Origin of the sequence: Azospirillum thiophilum (assembly GCF_001305595.1) — a bacterium.
In the GTDB taxonomy this organism is placed as follows: Bacteria; Pseudomonadota; Alphaproteobacteria; order Azospirillales; family Azospirillaceae; genus Azospirillum; species Azospirillum thiophilum.
Genome location: NZ_CP012401.1, coordinates 2,603,595 through 2,621,873, shown reverse-complemented (window position 1 = coordinate 2,621,873; position 18,279 = coordinate 2,603,595). Strand labels below are relative to the sequence as shown.

The window sequence follows — 18,279 nt, the reverse complement described above, 5'->3', positions numbered from 1 at the left end:
ATGACCCTCACGGTCGGCTTACGTTTTCCAGCACAGGCGTCGTTTCACTCTCGGCATTTCCGGGGAGCACGCTGAAAGAACCGTCGGTCTCCAACACGACGGCCAGCACATCGCGGAGATCGGTACGCCCCTGGGCGCGCAGGACCGCCATCACCTCCTCGCGGGTGACGCGCTGATCCATCAATGCAGCCGGCAAAAAATCGCCTCGATAGACGAGCATTGCCGGCTGCGCCTTGATCAGTGCCTGAAAGCGCGGCGAGCGCACCGACAGCCATGTGATGGCATATTGCAAAACGATGAGCAGTGTCAGCGCCAGAACGCCTTCCGCCAGCGCCACCGATTTGCTGAGCAGCACAGTGGCGAGCGTCGAACCCAGCGCCACCGTCACCACGAGATCGAAGGCGTTCATCTTGGTCAGGGTGCGTTTGCCGGACACCCGCAGCAGCAACACCAATGCCGTATAGGCCAGAAACCTAACCACCAGCACGCGTCCCAATCCGATCCAGCTGTCGAAGAACATGGAATTTCCTCCGCACGGTTTGCCGATTTGCCGCGTCGAACGGACCGGCGACATCGCCGCAACCATGGAAGCAGCGTGCAAGGTGAACAAAGCCGGTGGGCATCCGTTGCGAGACGGCGAGGAACGCACTGTTCGTCCCGTCACCGATCGGATGATTGAGCCATGCAAGACCGTTTGCGTCACTATTGGATGATTTTGCGCGGAAACCTCTGGTTCGTGCCGATGCTGATGAGCATCGCCGCCGTGGCTTTGGCGGTTCTCCTGCTTACGCATCGTGATTTGTTGCCAGATGGGGCGGTGGAACTGTGGCTCGTGTACAGCGGCGACCCGGAAAGCGCACGCCAACTTCTGGGGGCGCTTCTGTCGGGCATCATCACCATGACCTCGTTGGTCGTTTCGATCACGGTCGTGGTGCTGACGCTCGCCGCCGGTCAACTCGGTCCGCGGCTGGTCCGCAATTTCATCAGCGATCCGCAGACGCAGGCGGTGCTTGGCCTGTTCGTGGCGACGATCCTCTATCTGCTGGTCGTCTTCCGCAGCATCGGCGGCCTTTCCTCCGGTGGTATCCCGCATCTGGCGGTCAGTGTGGGTACGGCGATGTCGGCGCTGTGCCTGTTCGTGCTGCTGTTCTTCGTACACAAGCTCGCCCGCTCGATCATGTACGACAACGTGGTCCGCGACGTGACGCGGGAATTGCGGACCGCCATCGACCATCTGCTGCCCGAGGCTGAGGCATCGCAATTGACAGCGGAGCCGGCGCCGGAAAACACGGTGTGGATCGGGCTTGGGCATGACGGCTATATCGAGGCCATCGACTTCGACATGCTGGTCGGCGAGGCGCGGAAAAGGGGTGCAGTGTTGTGGATCAAGGTGCGTCCAGGGCACTTCGTCCTCGCCCGCGGTGCCCATGTCGGCGTTCATCCGCCGAATTGCTGTTCTGAAGAATTGGTGCGGGCCATCCGCAACGCCTTCATCATCGGCGCCGAGCGAACGCCGACCCAGGATCTCGAATATGGGATCCGCCAGATGGTGGAGATCGCACTTCGTGCATTGTCGCCCGGCATCAATGACGTCTTCACCGCGCTTGCCGTGATCGACAATTTGTCGTCAGGTCTCTCGCTGATCTTCGATCGACAACTTGAAATTGCGGCTCATGGCGATCAGGACGGGAAACTTCGGGTGGTCCGGAGCGTGACCGATTACGACGGAATTGTCCGTGCGGCATTCGACCAGATCAGGCAGGCCGGGCAGGCGATGCCGGCGGTCCTGATCCGGCTTGCGGAAGGGGTGGCCCGGCTGGCGCCGTATGTTCGTTTGGACGAGCAACGGCGCTCGCTGCTGAGGCAGCTCACACTCGTTCAGGAGGCGGGAGACCGGTTCATTTCCCAGGATCGAGACCGGGCGATGCTGCAGCAGAGCTGCCAGGAGGCGCGGCAACTCATGATCCGCCTGGACAGGTCCATGGCTGATTTCGCCCCGATGGCGACGCGATGAATGCGTGCAGGGAGAGAATGGGAAAAGTTGGCTGGGGCGGCAGGATTCGAACCTGCGGATGGCGGTACCAAAAACCGCTGCCTTACCGCTTGGCGACGCCCCAACCGGCGCGGCGAACTCTCGTATCGCCGGAAGGAGCGGCACCTTAATCGGAAGCCCGGCCGAACGCAACAGGCTGTTTTCAGAAAATTTTTGCTGCGGAATCAGACTTCCCGCCGGCGGCTCATCGCCCCTCCCGCCGCCATGCCATCAGCAGGCCGCCGAACACCAGCGCCAGCACCGCGCCGACCGGAAGCAGCGGGACGTCGGTCACGCCGGTCACGGTGTAGTCGCCGTTCGCGCGCAGGCCGATCCAGCCGGAACCGGTCTGGCTGCGGTCGGGTTGGGTGCGGCGCACCTCCACGCCCGGGTTTGGACCTGTGTCGCTGTCGGTCACCCATTGGATGCCGCCGCCTGTCGCCTCGGCCACCGGCTGCATGCGGTCGCCGGTTGAACGCACGTCGGCCAGTTCGGGCGTGTTCACCGCGCCAACCACCGCCAGGGTCGTCCGCTCCCCATCGGAGATCCGGTAGATGCCGGGGGCCCCGGCGGTCACCGTGGCGACGGCGCGTCCGCTCCGGTCGTCGGCCAGCTGCAGCGTGCTGGTGCGGTCCGATGGGTCGGTCAGGGTGACGGCGCGCGGGTCGGGGGTGAGGGAGCGGCGCTCGACCGTGATGCGGTTTCCGTCGACATGGGCGCGAAGGTCGTTCTCCTCCAGCTCCGGCTCCTTCATCAGCCAGTGGGCGAGGCGGCGCAGCAGCTCCGCCTGCGGGCCACCACCCTCGAAGCCGCGGCTCCACAGCCAGATCTGGTCGGAGGCGAGCTGCGCCACCCGGCCCTTGCCGACCCGGTCCAGCACCAGCAGCGGGCGGTTCTCGGCGCCCTGCATCACCACCGTGCCGCCGTTGGGCGTCACGTCCACCTGATGGAACCAGCGGCCCCAGGTCGGCGGCGCATCCAGCCGATCGCCGGGCAGGCCGGCGGTCACCGGATGGCGGCGGCCGACATCGGTCACCGTCGGCAGGAAGGGGCGGTCCACCGTCTGTCCGCTGGGCGCCGCCGGCAGGATCGCGCCCAGCGGCGTCCGGTAGAGCGACAGCGGCGAGGCATAGCCCTGGCCCGAGGTCTCCAGCAGGGCACCGCCCTTGCGGACATAATCGGCGATGTTCTCCAGATACATCTGCGGCAGCACGCCGCGGCGGCGGTAGCGGTCGAAGATGATCAGGTCGAACTCATCCAGCTTCACCTCGAACAGCTCGCGGATCGGGAAGGCGATCAGCGACAGCTCGCGGATCGGCGTGCCGTCCTGTTTTTCTGGCGGGCGCAGGATGGTGAAATGGACCAGATCGACCGCCGGGTCGGCCTTCAGCAGGTTGCGCCAGGTGCGCTCGCCGGCATGGGGCTCGCCGGACACCAGCAGGACGCGCAGCCGGTCGCGCACGCCGTTCACCACCACCGCGGCGCGGTTGTTGGCGAGCGTCAGTTCCTGCTTCGCCGGCTCCACTTCCAACTCCAGGACATTCTGGCCGCCATGGGCGATCGGCAGGTCGACCCGGACATCCTGCCCCACCGGGACACGGATGGTTCCCGGCGGGCCGCCGTCCTGGCGCAGCGTCACCGCGGCGTCGGCAGACTGGCGGCCGGGCATGTCGTCGATGCGGATGGTCAGCTCGACCGGCTTGCCGACGATGCCGTAGTTCGGCGCCTGCACGATTGCGATCCGCCGGTCGCCCTCGTTGCGGTCACCGGTCAGCAAGGTGTGGATCGGGCCGATGTCGGCCAGCTTCGACGGCACCTGCGGCACGTCGTGAACCTGCCCGTCGGTGATGAAGACGGCGCCCGCCATGCGGCGGCGCGGCACGTCGGCCATGGCGCGGTTCAGGGCGTCGAACAGGTGGGTCTCGTTGATGGCGCCGCCGCCCTCCGCACCCTCGCCGGTGCGGGCGATGCGGACCTCCAGGTCGTCGAAGCCCTTCATGCGCTGGATCAGCTGCTCCGCCGCCCGTTCGGTGCGGGCACGCCGGTCGCCGATGGCCTGGCTCGGCGACTCGTCGACCACCACGACGGCGACGTCCTTGATCGGGTCGCGTTTTTCCTGGACCAGCGACGGGTTGATCAGCGCCAGCGCCAGCACGAGCACCGCCAGCAGGCGCAACAGCGTGCCGCGGGCCCGGCGCAGGGCCGCGACCAGCACCACCAGCAGGGCGAAGCCGATCAGCACGCCCAGCACCGGCCAGGGCAGCAGCGGCGCCAGCGCCACGGAAATTCCGGAGAGCAGATCGACGGGCATCACTGGCCGAGCCTTTCCAGGATGGCGGGCACATGGACCTGATCGGCCTTGTAGTTGCCGGTCAGCGCGTACATCACGAGATTGACGCCGAAACGGTAGGCCATCTCGCGCTGGCGCTCGCCGCCGGGGATCACCGCAAAGAGAGGTTGGCCGCCGCGGCCGACCGCCCAGGCCGCCGCCCAGTCGTTGCCGCCGATCACCACCGAGGACACGCCGTCGTTCGCCACCCCTTCGCGCGCTTCGATCCACAGCTGGCCGCCGGCCTGCCGGCCGGGAAAGTCGGTTAGCAGATAGAAGGACTTGCGCAGCACATGGTCCTGCGGCACCGGGGCCAGCGGCGGGATGTCCAGCCCCTGCGTCAGCCGTTGCAGCACGGCCGGTCCGCCGCCCGGCGACTGGTCGCGGGTGTCGAACAGGATGGTGCCGCCGTTGCGCATGTACTCGTTCACCCGCTGGCGGGCCTGATCGGACAAGGGCCTCTGCCGGTCAGACACCGGCCAGTAGAGCAGGGGATAGAAGGCGAGCTCGTCCTGTTCGGGATCGATGCCGACGGCGCCTGCCGCCTCGACCGCCGTGCGCAGGCCGAGCACGCTGACCAGCCCCTCCAGCCCGGCGCGCGAGGTGTCGTCGATCGTGCCGTCACCGGTCTGGACATAGGCGAGGTAGGTTTCCTCCGTCACCTTGACCGCCCGATCCTGGTCCAGCGCCCGGGCGGGCTGCGGCGTGGACATGAGCGCCGCAGCGAACAGCAGGCCGGCGGTGGCGCCACCGGCGCTCCGGCGCAGGCGGGGCGGGCGCAGCAGGCCGCGGAGCGCCAGCGCGATCAGCAGGTCGATGGACAGCAGCGCGAGCGCAGCCGCCAGCAGCGACGGCTTCAGCGGCACCTCGCCCCGGCTGCCGTAGCCGGCGCGGCCGATGCCGGCGGGCAGGGGTGGCAGCGGGTCGATGCGGCTCACCGCGGCCGACAGGTTCAGGGCGCGGCGGGCATCATCGGTTCCATAGAAGCCCGGCGGATGGCGCGGCCCGATGACGTCGGCGGTGGCGTTGCCGGGGATGGGGAAGGCGGTCGGCGGCGGCGGCACCAGCCGGCCGGTGCCGTCCAGCAGTTCGACCGGGTCGAGCGAGGCGGTGCCGGCGGCGCCGGTCACGCCGCCGCTGAGCGCCACCAGCCGGCGCAGCATGTCGACGAACAGGCCGGACAGCGGCAGGTTCGACCAGTCGGGGCTGGCGGTGGTGTGGACCAGCACGATCCAGCCGTCGCCGCGCTTCTGCGAGGTCACCAGCGGCGTGCCGTCGGCCAGCCGCGCCCAGCTGCGCTCGGCCAGATCGAGCGCCGGCTCGGCCAGGACCTGCCGGTTGACCTGGACGTCGGCAGGGATCGCCAACCCCTCGAACGGCGACTTGGCCGGAAAGGGCTGGAGCCGTGCCGGCTCGGACCAGGACAAGGCCCCGCCCAGCGCACGGTCGCCGATGCGCAGCCGTACTGGCACCAGCGTATCGGCGTTCTGGGCCAGCCGCGGCCCGGCGAAGCGCAGCAGGACGCCGCCCTTCTTCACCCAATCCTCGATGTCCTGCACCTCGCTGCCGGTCAGGGCGCCGATGTCGGACAGGATCAGCACGGCGAGATCGCGTTTCAGCAGATCCTCCGTCTCGCCCCGGCGTACCTCGTTGTAGGGCGACAGCGCGCGTTCGAGATAATAGAGGTCGGACAGCAGCGGCTGGCTTTCCCCCTCCGACCGGCCGGACACGAGGCCGACGGGACGGCGGCGCCAGCGCTCGTCCAGCAGCACGGTGGCGCCGGCGGTGGTGTCACCCTCCACCCGCAGGCTGGCGGCGTCGTTGCGCAGTTCGGTCGGGATATCCAGGCGGACCTCGCGCGTCTTCTGGCCGGGCTCGAACGCCACGGTCTGACGGGTCAGCAGACGGCCGTCGGTGGCGGCAAGCCGCACCGTCACCGGCTCCGGCTTCGACGGGTCGGCGCGGACGATCCTGGCGGTGAGCGCCGTGCCCTCGCTGGAGGGCGGCAGCAGCAGGTGCGGCGGCCGTTCGGACGAATCGTCCAGCACGTCAGCGGAGCCCAGCCGCTGCAGCCCCTCGGCGAGTGCCGCAGCGCTGCGGTCGCCCACCCCGTCGCTGAGCCACACCGCGTGGATCGAGCCGCGGCCGTTCGCCTGCGCCGTCGCCGTCTTCAGCGCGTCCAGCGCGGCGGCGCGGTCGGTCGGCCAGGGCAGGGGGACGAGCGCCTGGGCCAGACGGCGCGCTTCCGGTGCCGGCAGGATGGCGCTGGCATGGATCGGCTGCCCGTCCGCGGGCGGGGCGGTCGGCAGCAGGATCACCGAGCGCTGCTGGCGGTCTGCCTGTGCGATCAATTCGTCCATCACGCGCTTGCGCGCCGGCCAGTCGCGCCCGGCCGCCCAACCATTGTCCACGACCAGCAGCAGCGGCCCGCCGCCCGGCAGCGCCGCGCGCGGGTTCAGCAGCGGCCCGGCCAGCGCCAGGATGATCAGCGCCGCGACGATCAGGCGCAGCAGCAGCAGCCACCAGGGCGTGCGGGCCGGCGTCTCCTCCCGCGCGGTCAGGTCGCGCAACAGGCGGATGGCGGGAAACAGCACGGTGCGCGGTGCCGGCGGCGTGACGCGCAGCAGCCACCACAGCACCGGCAATGCCGCCAGTGCGGTCAAGACCCAGGGGGCGGCGAAGGCGATCGGTCCTAGACCCAGCATTGGCGCGTCTTCACGAGGGGGAGGAGAAATGCGGCCGGCGTGCTCACACCGCCTCCATCGCCATCGCACCCCAGAGGGTGAGCAGGGCCGATTGCGGCGAGCGGTCGGTGCGGTGGACGGCGAAGCTCCAGCCGGCGGTGCGGGCCAGCGCCGCGAGCCCGTCCTGCTGCGCCTTCAGGCGCTCGCGGTAGGCTTCGCGCACGGCTTCGACACGGGGGACCAGCAGGGGTTGCTCACCTTCCAGCCCCTGGAAGTCGACGCGGCCGTCATAGGGCAGCGTCTCCTCCGCGGGGTCGAGAATCTGGACCAGATGGCCGCGCAGGCCGCGGCCGGTCAGGCCGGACACGGTGGCGTGGATGTCCGGCAGCGGCGACAGCAGGTCGCCGAACAGGACGACCTGGGCATGGCGCGGTAAGAGCTCCACCTTCGGCAGCGGGTCCGGCGCCGCGGCGGCGCGCGGGTCGGTCATCAGCCGGGCGAGCCGGTCGATCGCGGTCTTGCCATGGTCGGGACGGACACCGCTGTTCAGCAGCGCCACCCGCTCGCCGCCGCGGGCCAGCAGCACGGCGGTGGCGAGCGTCAGCAGGTCGGCACGCTCGCGCTTGGTCGGCAGGCCGGCGGCGGAGCGGAAATCCATCGAGGCCGAGCGGTCGCGCCACAGCCAGACGCTTTGCGCCGCCTCCCACTCGTTCTCGCGGACATAGACCGGCTGGGTCTTGGCCGACTGGCGCCAGTCGATCATCGACGGTGCGTCGCCGGGCTGGTAGCGGCGGAACTGCCAGAAGGTCTCGCCCAGCCCAACCCTGCGGCGGCCGTGGACGCCTTGGGCGACGGTGGCGGCGACCCGTTCCGCCGCGACCAGCAGCGGCGGCAGGGCCGACGCCAGTTCCTCCGCACGATGCCGGGCCAGCAGGGTGCCGGCCGGCTGGGATGGGGAGGTGGGGCCTGGGCTTGGCGGCATCGCGGCTCCGCTGGGATGGTGGTGAACCGGGCGGCTCACATCAGGGGCGCGCAGAGGCGGCCGATGACGTCGTCCAGCGTCACCCCGTCGGCCCGCGCGGCGAAATTCAGCGCCATGCGGTGCTTCAGGATCGGCCGGGCCAGCGCCACCACGTCGTCCAGCGACGGCGACAGCCGGCCGTCGAGCACGGCGCGGGCGCGGGCGGCCAGCATCAGCGCCTGGCTGGCGCGCGGGCCGGGGCCCCAGGCGACATGCCGGCGCACCTCCAGCAGGTCGGAGCTTTCCGGCCGGCCCCGGCGCACGAGGTCGAGGATGCCGTCCACCACCCCTTCGCCGACCGGCACGCGGCGGACCAGCCGCTGCGCCGTCTGAAGGTCGGCGGCGGACAGCACCGTCACCGCACGTTCGTCGGTGGAGCCGGTGGTGGCGATCATCATCCGCCGTTCCGCCTCGCGGTCGGGATACTCGACGTCGATCTGCATCAGGAAACGGTCGAGCTGGGCCTCCGGCAGCGGGTAGGTGCCTTCCTGCTCCAGCGGATTCTGGGTGGCCAGGACGTGGAAGGGCTGGGGCAGGGGATGATACTGGCCGGCGACCGAGACGCGGTGCTCCTGCATCGCCTGCAAGAGGGCGGACTGGGTGCGCGGGCTGGCGCGGTTGATCTCATCGGCCATCAGCAGCTGGCTGAACACCGGGCCGGGGATGAAGCGGAAGGAGCGGCGGCCGCTCTCCCCCTCCTCCAGCACCTCGGAGCCCAGGATGTCGGCGGGCATCAGGTCGGGGGTGCACTGGATGCGCTTTTCGGCGAGGCCGAGCACGATGCCCAGCGTCTCCACCAGCCGCGTCTTGGCGAGACCGGGGACGCCGATCAGCAGGACATGCCCGCCCGCCAGCAGCGTGACCAGCGTGCGGTCGACGACCTCCTGCTGGCCGAAGATCACCCGGCCGATGCGGTCGCGGACCGAGGCCAGCCGGTCGCCCAGCGCCTCGATCTCCTCCATCAGCCGTTGCGGATCCTCCGGCACGGGAGGCTGTCCCCTCAGGATGTCCTGTGCGCTCAAGGTGTGCTGCTCCCCGGATGGTGGGCATGCCCGATGGCGGGCCGGTTCGGTGTGGCGGTTGCGGTCACCCGCAACGCGAAACACGGGATCCGCATGGTCGGCCCTGTTCCCGTACGTTGTCGACACCCATTTTCCAGATGGTGTCACCGGACCGGCCCACCGGAGCGGGTAAGGTCGGGGAGCCATAGGAGTGGACCTAACGGTCGAGTGTGGCGAAAATACGCATGTCCAGGGACAAAACGGTTCCCAATTCCATGAAGGTCGGTAACGCGATGGCGAATGACAAGCGCGCAGATGGGCAAACCGGATCGGAAACGTCCTCGGGCATTGCCGCGGCCGGCATTCCCGTGGTGTTGGGCCGGACGCCGACCGAGGAGAGTTACGACATCCGCATTGCGCGCGACGGCACCTGGTTCCACAATGGCGACCCGATCCGGCGCATCGAACTGGCGAAGCTGTTCTCCACCGTCCTGAGGCGTGACGACGACGGCGACTACTGGCTGGTCACGCCGGTCGAACGCGGCCGTATCCAGGTGGAGGATGCGCCGTTCGTCGCGGTCGAGATGATCGTGGCTGGCAGCGGGGCCGATCAGGTCCTGTCCTTCCGCACCAACCTGGACCATTGGGTGGAGGCCGGGGCCGAGCATCCGATCCGCGTCGCCGTCGACCCTGAAACCGGGGAGCCGGCACCCTACATCGAAATCAGAAGCCGGCTGGAGGCGCTGATCCTGCGGTCCGTGTTTTACGACATGGTCGAGCGCAGCGAGACGCGCCGCACCGAAACCGGCGAGTCCGAGGTGGGTCTATGGAGCAAGAAGGTCTTCTTCGCGCTGGGCAGGCTGCCTGGCGATTGAGCCTGGACGATGTCCGCCGGCGCTTTCCGGCACTCGGCGAGGGCAGTGCCGGCACGGACTGGGCGGTGGAAAACGCGGTGCAATCGAACCGCGCCCCGCTCAAGATCCGTGGCGACCACGACCTGAACCCGGGGTTCGGGCCGCCCGGCGCTCTGCGTGAGGCCGCGGTGCTGGTGCCGCTGGTCGACCGGGCGGAGGAACTGACCGTCATCTTCACCCAGCGCACCGCGACGCTGAGCGCCCATGCTGGCCAGATCAGCTTTCCCGGCGGCCGGATGGAGCCCGAGGACGGCAGCCCGGAGGAAACCGCCCTGCGCGAGACCGCCGAGGAGATCGGGCTGGAACGCGCCCGGATCGAGATCGTCGGCCGGCTGGACACCTATGTCACGCGCACCGGATTCCGGGTGACGCCGGTGGTCGGGGTGGTGACGCCGCCCTTCATCCTGACCCCCGATCCGATCGAGGTGGCCGAAGTGTTCGAGGTGCCGCTGTCCTTCATCCTCGATCCGGCCAACCCGGAACGCCACAGCCGCGAATTCCTGGGCAAGCCGCGCTGGTTCTACGCCTTCCCCTATCCCCAGCGCTACATCTGGGGGGCGACCGCCGGCATGCTGGTGAACCTGCGCGATGTTCTCGGCGCGGCGGGGGAGGGTGGGCAGTCGCAGGAATCGGCCTGACGAGGATGGATCGCGTCTCCGGAATCGGCTAGCGTCGCGGCGCCATGACCGTCGCCGCCCGCCTGTCCCCTCAGCCCTGGATGACCGCTCCCGAAAGCCGGGCGGTGTTCGCCGCCCTTGCAGCCGGCGGCGCCGACGCGCGCTTCGTCGGCGGCTGCGTGCGCGATGCGTGGCTCGGCCGGCCGGTGAAGGACATCGACATCGCCACCCACGCTCCGCCGGAGCGGGTGATGGAACTGCTGACCGCCGCCGGCATCCGCGTCATCCCGACCGGCATCGCCCATGGCACCGTCACCGCGCTGTGCGGCTCCAAGCCCTATGAGATCACCACGCTGCGCCGCGACGTCGAGACCTTCGGCCGGCATGCCCGGGTCGAGTTCACCGACGATTGGGTCGAGGACGCCGCCCGCCGCGACCTGACCATGAACGCGCTGAGCTGCACGCCCGACGGCGAGATGTTCGACCCGTTCGGCGGCCTTGCCGACCTTGCCGCCGGCCGCGTGCGCTTCGTCGGCGAAGCGTGGCGGCGGATCGACGAGGATGTGCTGCGCCTGCTGCGTTTCTTCCGCTTCCATGCCCATTACGGCCGCGGCGAGCCCGACAGGGAAGCGCTGGAGGCCTGCCGCGACCTGGCGCCGCGCCTGCCGACCCTGTCGGGCGAGCGGGTGCGCGGCGAACTGTTCCGCCTGCTGACCGCTCCCTGCGCCGCGGCGGTCTGGCGGCTGATGATGGGGCAGGGGATCATGGTCCATCTGCTGCCGGAGGCGATGGACACCGACCGCCTGGAGCGGCTGATCGTCGTCGAACGCGACCTGGGGCTGGTTCCCGATCCCACGCGCCGGCTCGCCGCCGTGCTGGACAGCGACCGGCCGGGAGCGCTCCGGGCTGCCGATGCCTTGCGCCTGTCCAACCACGAGCGCGACCGTCTGCTGGCGCTGGTCGAACCGCCGGTCGTCCTGGCGCCGGCCGATGACCGCAGGGCGCTGCGCCAGGGACTTTACCGTGTCGGCGATGCCGAGCTGTTCGCCGACCTGCTGCTGATCGCCGTCGCCATCCATGACGGTCCGCTCGACCTGACGATGCTGCGCGCGGCGCTGGCCGTAGCTGCAGATCTGCCGCGCTTGCGCCTGCCCATTGCCGGGCGCGACCTGCTGGCGCTCGGCGTGCCACGCGGCCCGGCCGTCGGCATGACGCTGAAGCGCATCGAGGGCTGGTGGATCGCCGAGGATTTCCAGCCCGACCACGCCTCCTGTCTGGAGATGGCGCGCGGAATGATGGGCAGCGATTCTGCAAGTGCGACCTTGCTGACCGGCCGGGAGTAGGCACGCCGAAGAGTCAACCTTCGCTTACAAATCATGTTGCGACCGGGTAGAAGTGTCAGTGGATTGCGCAAAATAGGAATGTCAGAGAGGTAGCTTCGGCTTGGCCGTGTAGTTTGGCTGTCGGGCTTCTTCGGCATATCTGGCATGGATGCGTTGGGGTTCGGCTCGGCGGCGCGGTCAAGCCCCGGAGCCGCTTTGCGGTGCGCCGCAGGCGCAGGGCTTGACGGCAACGCCGATCGCCGAGCCATCATCCTGCTGCCAGACATGCCGGCCGCACCGGGGCTTTGCGGATAGGAGGCAAGTGCCTGCGGTCAATCAGCCGCGCAGGCGCCATCGGGAAGCCCGCTGTCCCGCTTGCGCCGGCCTGTTTTGCGGTAGCCGTTCTTCTCGCTGTTGGTCTTCACCCGCGGTGGCGGCCGGCTCTCCTGCATCTCTTTCACCTGGGCCAGCACCGCACTCAGCCGCTTGTTCTCCACGACGTCGCCCTGGGTGACCCGCTGGTCCTTGTCGAAGGCCCGATAAGGCAGCGCCACCCCTTTCCATCGCACCTCCAGACGGCCGTCGGCGAAGGCGTAGGTGTCGACATACTGGCCAACCAGTCCCCGCGTCAGCTCCGTCTCCTCCAGCATGATAAGCTTGCGTTCGTAGGACAGCGTCAACTGCTGCCCGACATGGCGCTGTTCGCGCCAGCACAGCACCTGGCGCAACCGATCCGGCGCGATGTTCAACGGCCGGTGCAGATCGTCCGGCCGGGCAGGGGGCAGGGCAAAGCGGGCGTTGAAGCGCTCGATGAAGCCGGGCAGGAAAGCATTGCCCGCTTCGATGCCGGTGATGCCGGCCAGCCGCAATTCCTTCACTAGCCGGTCCTGCAACGTCCGGTTCACCCGTTCGACCCGCCCTTTGGCCTGACTGGAGTTGGCGCACAGGATCTCGATGTTCAATTCCGCCAAGGCCCGGCCGAACTGCGTCATGCCCTGGCCGCCCTTCGCCTCGCGCTGCGAAACCCGGAACACCGAGTATTTGTCCGAGTAGAAGGACAGCGGCCGGCCATGGGCATTCAGATAGCCCTCCAACGCCTCGAAGTAGGAAAAGGCGCTCTCCGAGACGGCGAAGCGAAGCTGCATCAGCCGGCCCGTCGCATCGTCGATGAACACCAGAAGCGTGCAGGGATCGCCGCGATCCTCGAACCAGCGGTGCTCGCTGCCGTCGATCTGGATCAACTCGCCGAACCGCTCGCGGCGCAGCCGGGGAGGGTGGAACTGCCGGCGCTGCCGGCGCGACAGCCAAAGGCCAGCGTCCGCCATCCACTGGCGCAACGTCTCGCGCGACACCGTCAGCCCATGCGTGTCCCGCAGCATCTCCGCCGCAAGGGTCGGGCCGAAATCGCCGTACCGGCTGCGAACCAGCTCCAACGCCTGCTCCCGCACCTCATCGCCAAGCCGCCGGTTCGACGGACGGCCGCGCCCCCGGTGAACCAAAGCGCCGCCGCCACCAGCCTTGTAGCGCGCCAGAAGTCGCCACACCTGACGCTCGCTCAAAGCCAGAACCGACGCCGCCGATCCGATCCCACGGCGACCGCTCAGCACCTCGCCGAGAACCTCGACCCGTTGCAAGTCCTGTTCGCTCATCGTGATCCAGCCCATCGCCAGCCTCCCAGCCGTCGAAAACCTGACGGAAGACTGACGCTTCTATGTTGCGAGGGACTGACATTTTAGCTTTGCGCTTACACAGAAATAGCACATAAGGAAGATTATGGAAAATTAAATAGGCAATCTATCGGACCGGAACAATCCTGTTGATCGATCCCTGCTGGTCTATGACGGCATCTCCGTCATCCGATCTGACTATGGTGAGCTGTCGGCCACCCGACCGGGCGTTGCGGGTGGCCGGCTGCCTTACTCCGCCGCCTGCGGCCGCAACGGTTGCGCCACGTCGCCCCTGAGATTCATCGCCTTGGCGAGCGTGTCGATCCGGCGCTGGACCGCTTCGCCCGAAGGAACGCTGCCGTCGTCGGGCAGGGTCAGCACGACGCGGCCATCGCCGACCTTCAGGCTGGTGCGCTCCAGCAGCGCCGTGGCGCCGCCCGACAAGGTGTGGGCGAGGCGGAGAGCCAGGCCCAGCACCAGCGCCTTCATGCCCTGCCCTTCCGTCACCAGCGTCCGGACCGGAGCGGTCAGCGGCACGTCGATGGTGCCGGCATAGCGGGCATGGGCGGCGAGCGCCAGGAAGGCGCGCTCGTCATGGTCGAGCGCCGGGAACGGATAGCGCAGCACCCGCAGGAAGGCATGTTCGGCCCGGTAGTCGGGATGGTCGGCCCAGCCGACATCGCTCAGCAGACAGGCGGCATGACGCAGGCGGATGGCGTTGTCGTCCTCCCCGGCGAACAGGCCGGCGGTCCAGGACATCAGCAATGCCGGATCGCCCATCCGAACGAAGCGGCGGGCCCAGTCGGACGCCGATGCCATCAGCGGATCCTCGCGGCGGCCCTCCGGCGACAGCAACGAATAGAGATGTCCTTCGCGCAGGCCATAGGCCGAGAAGACCAGTTTCGACGGCTGGGCCATGCGCAGCAGCCGCTCCAGCACCAGCCCGGCAAGCGGCAGCGTGTCGAGGCGGCGGCGCGAACCCGCCATCTTTTCGAGGGATGAGCGGCTTTGCCGGCCGATCAGCCCGGTGAACTCGCGGGCCTCGCCCGACGGGATGGTGTAATGGTGGATGATGTGCAGCGGATGGCCGGACTGCTCCATATGCAGCTTGGCGATGGCGCGCCAGCTGCCGCCGACCGGGTAGAAGGGCCGCCCCTTCATTGCCGGCAACCAGGGCAGCGATTCCAGATGCTGGTCGATCAGCTTGGCCGGTCCGCCCTTGGCCGAACCGACCTCCATCAGCCGCAGCGGGCCCAGCGGCAGGGTGAGCTGCTTGCCGATGATGCCGCGGTCCAGCGTCACCAGCTCCAGGCTGCCGCCGCCGAGGTCGCCGACCAGCCCGTCGGCACCTGGCGTGCCCGACAGCACGCCCATGGCGGACAGCCGCGCCTCCTCCTCGCCGCTGATGACGCGGACGGTCAGGCCGGCGCGCCGGCGGATCGCGTCGACGAAGGCCGCGCCGTCCCGGGCGTCGCGCACCGCCGCGGTGGCGATCACGTCCAGCCGGCCGACCCGCATCCCCTGGGCCAGCGTCGCGAAGCGTTCCAGCGCCGCCAGCCCCTGGGCGACGCCGTCCGGGTTCAGCAGGCCGGCCTTCTCCACGCCGCGGCCCAGCCCGCACAGCACCTTCTCGTTGAACAGGGCCAGCGGCGAGCGGGTCAGCCCGTCATAGACGACCAGACGGATCGAGTTGGATCCGATGTCGATGACGCCGACGCGCTCGGCTGTTCCCGGGGTGGAAAAAATCCCAGGGGCGGAAGGATCGCCGCCCGCCTGCCCGCCTTCGCCGAGGCCGGCGGTCGCGCGATTGTCCATGCTCATGCTCCGACTCCCGTCCCGGCCTTCAAGGCACCGTGTGCAGCATCAGCCGCGGCGGCGTGCGCTTGCTGGCGAGCGCGCTGCCCCGGCCCGACAGGCTGGGGTTGGTCATGAAGTAATTATGGGCGCTGAACGCGTCCGGGCCAGCCTTGATCCGATGGTACACGCCATCGGGGCCGAGCTTCCAGGTGCTCGCGTCGTCCTTCATGTTGGCGACCATGATCTGGTCCAGCACCTGTTCATGCACGGTCGGGTTCTCGATGGGCACCAGCGTCTCGATGCGGCGGTCAAGGTTGCGGGTCATCCAGTCGGCCGAGGAGATGAAGATCTTCGCCTGGTTGCCGGGCAGGCCATGGCCGTTGCCGAAGCAGATGACGCGGCCATGCTCCAGGAAACGGCCGACGATGCTGCGCACCCGGATATTCTCCGACAGCCCCTTCACCCCCGGCCGCAGGCAGCAGATGCCGCGGATGACCATGTCGATCTGTACGCCGGCCTGCGACGCCTTGTACAGCTTGTCGATGATGACCGGATCGACCAGCGAGTTCAGCTTCACCCAGATCGCGGCAGGGCGGCCGGCGGCGGCGTGGGCGATCTCCGCCTCGATCAGGTCGGACAGGCGCTGGCGCAGGGTGATCGGCGCGATGGCGATCTTCTCCAGCACCTTGGGCGTGGCGTAGCCGGTCATGAAGTTGAACATGACGGCGGCGTCGTGGCACAGCGCCGGGTCGCAGGTGAAGAAGGACAGGTCGGTGTAGATCTTGGCGGTGATCGGGTGGTAGTTGCCGGTCCCGAAATGGACGTAGCTGCGCAGGGCCTTCTTCTCGCGCCGCACCACAAGCGACACCTTGGCGTGGGTCTTCAGGTCGACGAAGCCGTAGACCACCTGGGCACCGGCACGCTCCAGGTCGCGCGCCCAGCGGATGTTGGCCTCCTCGTCGAAGCGGGCCTTCAGCTCCACCAGCGCCGTCACCGATTTGCCGGCCTCGGCCGCCTCGATCAGCGCGGCGACGATCGGGCTGTCCTTGCTGGTGCGGTAGAGCGTCTGCTTGATGGCGACGACCTGCGGGTCGCGCGCAGCCTGCCGGATGAACTGCACCACCACGTCGAAGGATTCATAGGGGTGGTGGACGACGATGTCCTTGTGGCGGATCGCGGCGAAGCAGTCGCCGCCGAAATCGCGGATCCGCTCGGGGAAACGGGCGTTGAAGGGGCGGAAGACCAGATCCGGCCGCTCGTCGACGATCAGCTGCTTGGTGTCGGTCAGGCCAATCAGCCCGTCGAGGATGAAGACGTCGTCCGACACCACGTTCAGCTCGTGGCGCAGGAACTCGCGCAGGTCGGGGGCCATGCCGCTGTCGGTAGCGAGCCGGATGACGCTGCCGCGGCGGCGGCGCTTCAGCGCGCTTTCGAAGGTGCGGACCAGATCCTCCGCCTCCTCCTCGATCTCCATCTCGCTGTCGCGCAGGACGCGGAAGACGCCGTGGGCCTTGACCTGGAAGGGCGGGAACAGGCGGTCGATGAACAGCATCACCACCTTTTCGAGCTGGATGAAGCGGATGTCCGAGCCCGGCAGGCGCAGGAACCGCTCCAGCTGCGAGGGCAGCGGCACCAGCGCGTCGATGTGCCGGCCCTTGACCGGGTCGTGCAGTTGCAGCGCCAGCGAGAATCCCAGATTCGGCAGGAACGGGAAGGGGTGGGCCGGGTCCACCGCGATGGGGGTCAGGATCGGGAAGATGTCGTCGAGGAACCGGGCCTCCAGCCAGTCCTTCTCCCCCTCGCTGAGGTCGGCGGGATCGGCGACGGTGATGCCGGCCTCGCGCAGTTCACCCTTCAGCGTGCGCCACATGGTCTGCTGGCTGTCCATCAGCGCGGCGATCCGCTGCTTGACCGCAGCCAGCTGCTGGGCGGGCGTGAGGTTTTCCGGGCTGGGCGCCTTCACGCCCGCGGCCACCTGCCCTTTCAGGCCGGCGACGCGGACCATGTAGAATTCGTCCAGGTTGCTGGCGGAGATCGACAGGAAGCGCAGCCGCTCCAGCAACGGATGGTTCGGGTTGGCGGCCTCGTCCAGGACGCGCTGGTTGAAGGCCAGCCACGACAGCTCCCGATTGATGAAGCGTTCCGGAGCGTCCGGCTCGATGCCGACCGACTCGAGTTCCTGGAGATGGGTCACGTCAACCTCTGAAATCTTGGGGCCCCGAAGGTCTAGAGCCGGCGGCTTCGTGCCGCCTGCTGCCCTTATATGGTGGGCAGACAGAGTATCCCATATGCGTTACGGTTTCAGGACTCCCAATCGGCGATATGCCGAGCCGTTTTCCGTCCCCCGCCCCTTCCGGACCGATCCTGCCGCCATGAAGACGTTGTTTCTGTTGCGTCATGCCAAATCGGCCTGGGACGATCCGTCGCTGGCCGACCACGACCGTCCCCTCAACGCCCGCGGCGAGCGGGCGGCGACGCTGGTCGGCGCCTATCTGGCGCGGCACCATGCCCGCATCGACCTCGTCCTGTGTTCGACTGCCGTCCGGGCGGTGGAGACGCGCAAGCGGACGATGGCGGCGATGGGCGCGCCCTACCCGCCGGTCGAGCATGAGCGCGGCCTGTATCTCTGCGGCGCCCGCACCCTGCTGGAGCGGCTGCGCGACACGCCGGACACGGCGACCGGGCTGATGCTGGTGGCGCACAACCCGGACCTGCACGAGCTGGCCAACGCGCTGACCGGCAGCGGCGACCATGGGCTGCGCCATGCGCTGACCGACAAGTTCCCGACCGCCGCCTGCGCCGTCCTGGTGTTCGAGACGCTGCACTGGGCCGACCTGGAACTGGGGGCCGGCCGGCTGGCGGATTTTGTGCAGCCGCGTAAACTCTCTTAACCTG

The 18,279-nt window shown here is 68.8% G+C and carries 13 protein-coding genes and 1 tRNA gene; 5 read left to right on the top strand and 9 right to left on the bottom strand.

What is annotated here, in order from left to right; translation table 11 throughout:
* Positions 1-7 precede the first annotated feature (7 nt).
* Positions 8-520 carry a DUF421 domain-containing protein gene (locus tag AL072_RS12075; RefSeq protein ID WP_045580117.1) on the bottom strand — a complete coding sequence of 171 codons (513 nt, stop codon included), beginning with the start codon at positions 518-520 and terminating at the stop codon, positions 8-10.
* 162 nt (positions 521-682) lie between these two features.
* Here AL072_RS12075 and AL072_RS12070 point away from each other — a divergent pair, with 162 nt between their 5' ends.
* Complete coding sequence (locus AL072_RS12070; protein WP_045580118.1) at positions 683-2,014, top strand: DUF2254 domain-containing protein; 1,332 nt, start codon at positions 683-685, stop codon at positions 2,012-2,014.
* Positions 2,015-2,042: 28 nt separating this feature from the next.
* Here AL072_RS12070 and AL072_RS12065 read toward each other — a convergent pair.
* The 5 genes from AL072_RS12065 to AL072_RS12045 form a co-directional block, all read right to left on the bottom strand.
* Positions 2,043-2,117: transfer RNA gene (locus AL072_RS12065), tRNA-Gln, on the bottom strand.
* Positions 2,118-2,237: 120 nt separating this feature from the next.
* On the bottom strand, positions 2,238-4,343 hold the full coding sequence (locus AL072_RS12060; RefSeq protein ID WP_045580119.1) for a glutamine amidotransferase: 2,106 nt from the start codon (positions 4,341-4,343) through the stop codon (positions 2,238-2,240).
* On the bottom strand, positions 4,343-7,066 hold the full coding sequence (locus AL072_RS12055; protein ID WP_045580120.1) for a DUF4159 domain-containing protein: 2,724 nt from the start codon (positions 7,064-7,066) through the stop codon (positions 4,343-4,345). Before AL072_RS12055 ends, AL072_RS12060 begins: the two co-directional genes overlap by 1 nt.
* 43 nt (positions 7,067-7,109) lie before the next feature.
* Positions 7,110-8,027 carry a DUF58 domain-containing protein gene (locus AL072_RS12050; protein ID WP_045580121.1) on the bottom strand — a complete coding sequence of 306 codons (918 nt, stop codon included), beginning with the start codon at positions 8,025-8,027 and terminating at the stop codon, positions 7,110-7,112.
* Positions 8,028-8,062: 35 nt separating this feature from the next.
* Positions 8,063-9,028, bottom strand: a complete 966-nt coding sequence (locus AL072_RS12045; protein WP_045582261.1) for an AAA family ATPase — start codon at positions 9,026-9,028, stop codon at positions 8,063-8,065.
* Positions 9,029-9,312: 284 nt separating this feature from the next.
* On the opposite strand from AL072_RS12045, the gene AL072_RS12040 reads away from it, so the two are divergent.
* Genes AL072_RS12040 through AL072_RS12030 form a run of 3 tightly spaced genes read left to right on the top strand, consistent with a single transcriptional unit; the run spans position 9,313 to position 11,941 of the window.
* Positions 9,313-9,942, top strand: a complete 630-nt coding sequence (locus tag AL072_RS12040) for a DUF1285 domain-containing protein (RefSeq protein WP_245636672.1) — start codon at positions 9,313-9,315, stop codon at positions 9,940-9,942.
* Positions 9,939-10,619, top strand: coding sequence for an NUDIX hydrolase (locus tag AL072_RS12035; protein WP_082108771.1), 681 nt, complete (start codon positions 9,939-9,941; stop codon positions 10,617-10,619). Before AL072_RS12040 ends, AL072_RS12035 begins: the two co-directional genes overlap by 4 nt.
* A 44-nt stretch (positions 10,620-10,663) precedes the next feature.
* Positions 10,664-11,941 carry a CCA tRNA nucleotidyltransferase gene (locus AL072_RS12030; protein ID WP_045580123.1) on the top strand — a complete coding sequence of 426 codons (1,278 nt, stop codon included), beginning with the start codon at positions 10,664-10,666 and terminating at the stop codon, positions 11,939-11,941.
* 311 nt (positions 11,942-12,252) lie between these two features.
* On the opposite strand, the gene AL072_RS12025 is transcribed toward AL072_RS12030, so the two are convergent.
* The 3 genes from AL072_RS12025 to AL072_RS12015 all read right to left on the bottom strand — a co-directional run bounded on the left by AL072_RS12025 (position 12,253) and on the right by AL072_RS12015 (position 17,578).
* Entirely contained in the window at positions 12,253-13,584 is a 1,332-nt protein-coding gene (locus AL072_RS12025) for an ISNCY family transposase (protein ID WP_045580124.1), read from the bottom strand.
* Between the two features lie 252 nt (positions 13,585-13,836).
* Entirely contained in the window at positions 13,837-15,408 is a 1,572-nt protein-coding gene (locus AL072_RS12020) for a Ppx/GppA family phosphatase (protein WP_052709851.1), read from the bottom strand.
* A 22-nt stretch (positions 15,409-15,430) separates the two neighbouring features.
* Entirely contained in the window at positions 15,431-17,578 is a 2,148-nt protein-coding gene (locus tag AL072_RS12015) for an RNA degradosome polyphosphate kinase (RefSeq protein WP_045580125.1), read from the bottom strand.
* Positions 17,579-17,756: 178 nt separating this feature from the next.
* Between AL072_RS12015 and AL072_RS12010 the strand changes: the two genes are divergently transcribed.
* On the top strand, positions 17,757-18,275 hold the full coding sequence (locus AL072_RS12010) for a SixA phosphatase family protein (protein ID WP_045580126.1): 519 nt from the start codon (positions 17,757-17,759) through the stop codon (positions 18,273-18,275).
* Positions 18,276-18,279 lie beyond the last annotated feature (4 nt).